This window comes from Pseudomonas mandelii, assembly GCF_002251635.1.
In the GTDB taxonomy this organism is placed as follows: Bacteria; Pseudomonadota; Gammaproteobacteria; order Pseudomonadales; family Pseudomonadaceae; genus Aquipseudomonas; species Aquipseudomonas mandelii_B.
In genome coordinates this window covers 1-4,648 of the sequence record NZ_NMOJ01000193.1, presented here as the reverse complement: position 1 = coordinate 4,648, position 4,648 = coordinate 1, and the positions used below count along the sequence as shown (strand labels likewise).

Here is a 4,648-nt window from a genome sequence, read left to right as displayed (position 1 = left end):
GAAAATCAAAAGTGCCCGAGGCCAGCCGATGCCCACTTCTACCTTGCCTACGCCCCCTCTCGCTGAGGTCTACGACATCGCCGTCATCGGTGGTGGGATCAATGGCGTGGGGATCGCAGCGGATGCCGCCGGTCGCGGCCTTTCGGTGTTCCTTTGCGAAAAAGATGACCTGGCGAGCCACACCTCTTCCGCCAGCAGCAAGCTGATCCACGGCGGCCTGCGTTATCTCGAACATTACGAATTCCGCCTGGTGCGCGAAGCCCTGGCCGAACGTGAAGTGCTGCTGGCCAAAGCGCCACACATCGTCAAGCAGATGCGCTTCGTGCTGCCGCACCGCCCGCACTTGCGTCCAGCCTGGATGATCCGCGCCGGACTGTTCCTGTATGACCACCTCGGCAAGCGGGAAAAACTCGAAGGCTCGAAAAGCCTGAAGTTCGGCCCCGACAGCCCGCTGAAAAGCGAGATTACCAAAGGCTTCGAATACTCCGACTGCTGGGTCGACGATGCGCGCCTGGTGGTGCTGAACGCCATGGCTGCCCGCGAGAAAGGCGCCCACGTTCACACCCAGACCCGCTGCGTCAGCGCCCGTCGCAGCAACGGCATGTGGGAAATGAACATGGAACGCGCCGATGGCAGCCTGTTCTCGATCCGCGCTCGCGCGCTGGTGAACGCCGCCGGCCCATGGGTTGCCAAATTCATCAAGGAAGACCTGAAGCTGGATTCGCCTTACGGCATCCGCCTGATCCAGGGCAGCCACCTGATCGTGCCGAAGCTGTACGAAGGCGCCCACGCGCACATCCTGCAGAACGAAGACCAGCGCATCGTCTTCACCATTCCGTACCTGAACCACCTGACCATCATCGGCACCACCGACCGTGAATACACCGGNGACCCGGCGAAAGTAGCGATCACTGAAGGCGAAACCGATTACCTGCTCAACGTAGTGAATGCCCACTTCAAGAAGCAGCTCAGCCGCGACGACATCGTCCACACCTATTCCGGCGTTCGTCCGCTGTGCAACGACGAATCCGACAACCCGTCGGCCGTCACCCGCGACTACACCCTGGCACTGTCNGGCACCGGCGNNGAAGCACCGATTTTGTCGGTGTTCGGCGGCAAGCTCACCACCTACCGCAAACTNGCCGAGTCGGCGCTGGCACAACTGGCGCCGTACTTCACGCACATCAAGCCAAGCTGGACCGCCAGCGCCAGCCTGCCGGGCGGCGAAGACATGACCACTCCGCAGGCGCTGAGCTCGCTGATTCGCGACAAGTTCGACTGGGTTCCGACTGAAATCGCGCGCCGCTGGGCCACCACCTATGGCAGCCGCACCTGGCGCCTGCTGGAAGGCGTGCAATCCTTGGCTGACCTGGGCGACCACCTCGGCGGCGGTCTCTACACTCGCGAAGTCGATTACCTGTGCAGCGAAGAGTGGGCCACCACCGCCCATGACATTCTGTGGCGCCGCAGCAAGCTCGGCCTGTTCACCACCCCGGCTGAACAGCAGAAACTGGCGGACTACCTGAGCAAGGTCGAGCAGAACCGCAGCAAGATCGAAGCGGCCTGATCGCAATCCGCTTGAACGAAAGCCCCTGAATCTCACGATTCAGGGGCTTTTTTGCAGGGGCTCATTGCGCCAGATGCAGCAGCAGGAAATCAATGAACGCCCTCGATTTGTGGGGCAGATGCGGGCTGTTGGGGAACACCACGCTGACGGACTGCGAGGGCAGCGAATAGTCGGGCAACAGACGGATCAGCCGCTCGCTGGCGATGTCATCCTTGACCACCCAAGCGGGCAGCACCGAAACACCCAGCGACGACAACGCCATGGAGCGGATGGCCGTGGATGAGTTGGATTCATACTGATTGATCCCGTTGATCTCGACAGTCCCCAATTGTGGATGGCGCAACGTCCACTGGGTCGGTGCCTGCAAGTTGCTGTTGGCAATCCACGGCAGCGAATTCAGGTCCTGAGGATTTTGCACCGGGTGACGCGCAAGAAACGCCTCGGTAGCCACCAGGACAATTTCATAATCCGCCAGTTTACGGCTCTTGAATGCCGAGTCCGCCAAGTTGCCCAAACGGATAACCAGGTCTAACTTTTCCGCCACCAGGTCATTGAGTGACGAGTTAAAGTTATAACAGAGTTTTATCTCCGGGTAGCGCTCTATGAATTGCGGAATCAACGGCAGAATATACGCCTCACCGTACTCACTGGTGGAACTGAAGCGCAACTTCCCGGAAACTCGGTTATGCCCTTTTAATACATTATCAAAGGCGTTATCGATGTCCGCGACAATACCTTTGAACTCTTCATAAAAGTCCTGACCGATTTCGGTGAGGGATATATTTCGGGTATTTCTAATCAACAGCGTCGCTGACAGTACGTCCTCCAGCGCCTTGACATGCAGGCTGGCCATGGCTTTGCTGATGCTCAGGTAATTGGCCGCCTTGGTGTAAGAACCAAAATCGACCACCGCCAGAAAAGTCTGGACCCGATTAAGATGGGTGTGCATAGCAATATGGCTCACTGTTAAATCCTGTCAAACATTGTTTCAAGGATAGTCGTATCGACAGCTCAAGTCCACCGCCCCTATGCTTTGCGGCAAAGGGGAAACACCATGACCTATCGCTACAAAGTTTCACTGATATTTCTCATCGGCTTTTTTATAGACTGCATTAACATCTTTATGTCAGCGGTCGCATTACCGAGTATATCGGCGGCGCTGCACGTTAGTACTTCAGACGTTGCCTGGGTGGCCAATGCTTATATTCTGGGACTGACGCTGATCATTCCGGTCAGCACCTGGTTGGCCGGTCGTTTTGGCAGCCGGGAAATCCTCACCGCCTCGATGCTCGTGTTCACAGGTTCCGTGTGGATGTGCGGGCTGGCCAACAGTTTCAACGAGCTGGTGATCTGGCGCTTCGTCCAGGGGATTGGCGGTGGCCTGTTGATTCCAGTCGGCCAGGCGCTGACGTTCAACCTGTTCAAGGGTGAGCAGCGGGCGAAAATATCCACCTTGGTCATGGCCGTTGCCCTGATAGCGCCCGCCATTTCACCAACCATCGGCGGAGTCATCGTCGACAGCAGCTCCTGGCGCTGGGTGTTCTACAGCAACATCCCGTTCTCGCTGATCGCGGCAGTGCTGTCCTGGTTCTGGATTAACGAAGCGCGGCCGACGAGTTTGCCCCGACCCGACATCAAGGGCTTGCTGCTGGTCAGCGCAGCACTCGGCAGCCTGCTGATGGGCATGTCGTTGTACGGCGGCGATGCTCCGGCATGGGTGGCCGCCCTCTTCGTCATGGCCGGCGTTGCTTTCGTGGTGCTGTACGGGCTGCATTACCGCACCTGCAAAAACCCGATCATTGAACTGAGCCTGCTCAAAAGCAAAAAACTCAGCACCTCCATCTTTATCTATTACGCGATTCCCGGTGTGTTCACGGGGGTCAACTTGATGAGCATCTTCTTCCTGCAAAACACCCTGCACTTCAGCGCCCGCCTGACAGGGATGTTCATGATCCTCTACGCCATCGGCGCGTTCATCGCGATGCTGATCTGTGGCCGGGTCTACAACCGGATGGGCGCGAAGCGCCTGTTTGCCCTCGGCATGCTGTTGCACAGCGCCGGCATTGCCACCCTGCTACTGGTGAACAATCCCTCAGACCTTCTGGTGATTGTCATCGCCTACAGCTTGATGGGGATCGGCGGCGGCATCGGAGCCAACACAGCACAAACCACGTCGTTGATGGATTTCGAGGGCAGTGACACGCACAAGGCCAGTGTCATCTGGAACATCAACCGACAGATGTCATTCAGCATCGGCGCCGCCCTCTTCCTGATGGTTTTCAACCTGCTCCTGAAGCATTTCGATACCACCCAGGCCTACCACGTGACGTTCGCCATTGCCGCGCTGGTGGGCCTGTTCCCACTCTTTCAACTGAGTCAGTTGAACACTCAAAAGGACTGTCATGCACAACAAAATAGTTGAACAGGCGCACCACAGCATTCATCACGTGCACGAGCTGATCCGCACCCTGTTCACCGACGCCAACGGTAAGGGGCAGGCCGCGCTCGAGCCGCTGATGTCGGCATTCGCCGAGCACTTCACCATGGTCACCACCTCGGCCGCCATCGTCAGCCGGGCGACGGTCGAACAGATGTTCAAGGGTGCAATCGGCGCCAAACCGGGCCTGGAAATCGTCATCAGCGACCTGCAGACGGTGTGGCAAGAAGGCGCCAGCGTGGCGATCCGCTACAAGGAAACCCATCGCCTGGACCAGCGCGAAAGCTCACGGATTTCGGTGGCGATCATTGGCCTGCATCACCACAACGCCCAATGGATCTACCTGCATGAAACGCCGCTAAGCCAGGAAAGCTGATTTTCGTATGAACTACACAATNNCTCAAACGCCATTCGGTTTTCCGAACGCGACCTGTCGGCCGATTCGGTTAACCGGATTTTCCTTCGCCGAAATCAGCGCCATAAATATTTAATACCCTTATAAATCAATAACTTGACCTATATCGCCTGGCCTGGCACGAGTCATGCTCTACACTCTGGGACGAATGCCTGTTGCGCACCCACTTCAGGAGCCGTCAGGCATTCGAAGCACAAAAGGGCCGATGAACTGGCTCCATAAAAAAAAC

At 57.4% G+C, this 4,648-nt stretch carries 4 protein-coding genes; 3 read left to right on the top strand and 1 reads right to left on the bottom strand.

The window, feature by feature from the left end:
- The first annotated feature begins 28 nt into the window (after positions 1-28).
- Entirely contained in the window at positions 29-1,567 is a 1,539-nt protein-coding gene (glpD, locus tag B7L09_RS23855) for a glycerol-3-phosphate dehydrogenase (protein ID WP_094470890.1), read from the top strand.
- A gap of 61 nt (positions 1,568-1,628) precedes the next feature.
- Here glpD and B7L09_RS23850 read toward each other — a convergent pair whose 3' ends face one another.
- Positions 1,629-2,516, bottom strand: a complete 888-nt coding sequence (locus tag B7L09_RS23850; RefSeq protein ID WP_094470889.1) for a LysR family transcriptional regulator — start codon at positions 2,514-2,516, stop codon at positions 1,629-1,631.
- A gap of 105 nt (positions 2,517-2,621) precedes the next feature.
- Here B7L09_RS23850 and B7L09_RS23845 point away from each other — a divergent pair, with 105 nt between their 5' ends.
- On the top strand, positions 2,622-3,989 hold the full coding sequence (locus B7L09_RS23845) for an MFS transporter (protein WP_094470888.1): 1,368 nt from the start codon (positions 2,622-2,624) through the stop codon (positions 3,987-3,989).
- Positions 3,970-4,380, top strand: coding sequence for a DUF4440 domain-containing protein (locus tag B7L09_RS23840; RefSeq protein ID WP_094470887.1), 411 nt, complete (start codon positions 3,970-3,972; stop codon positions 4,378-4,380). Before B7L09_RS23845 ends, B7L09_RS23840 begins: the two co-directional genes overlap by 20 nt.
- Positions 4,381-4,648: the final 268 nt, after the last annotated feature.

Excerpts from the sequence above, each read along its gene's own strand:
- B7L09_RS23850 (WP_094470889.1), bottom strand. The coding sequence starts at position 2,516 with ATGCACACCCATCTTAATCGGGTCCAGACTTTTCTGGCGGTGGTCGAT.
- B7L09_RS23845 (WP_094470888.1), top strand. The coding sequence starts at position 2,622 with ATGACCTATCGCTACAAAGTTTCACTGATATTTCTCATCGGCTTTTTT.
- B7L09_RS23840 (WP_094470887.1), top strand. The coding sequence starts at position 3,970 with ATGCACAACAAAATAGTTGAACAGGCGCACCACAGCATTCATCACGTG.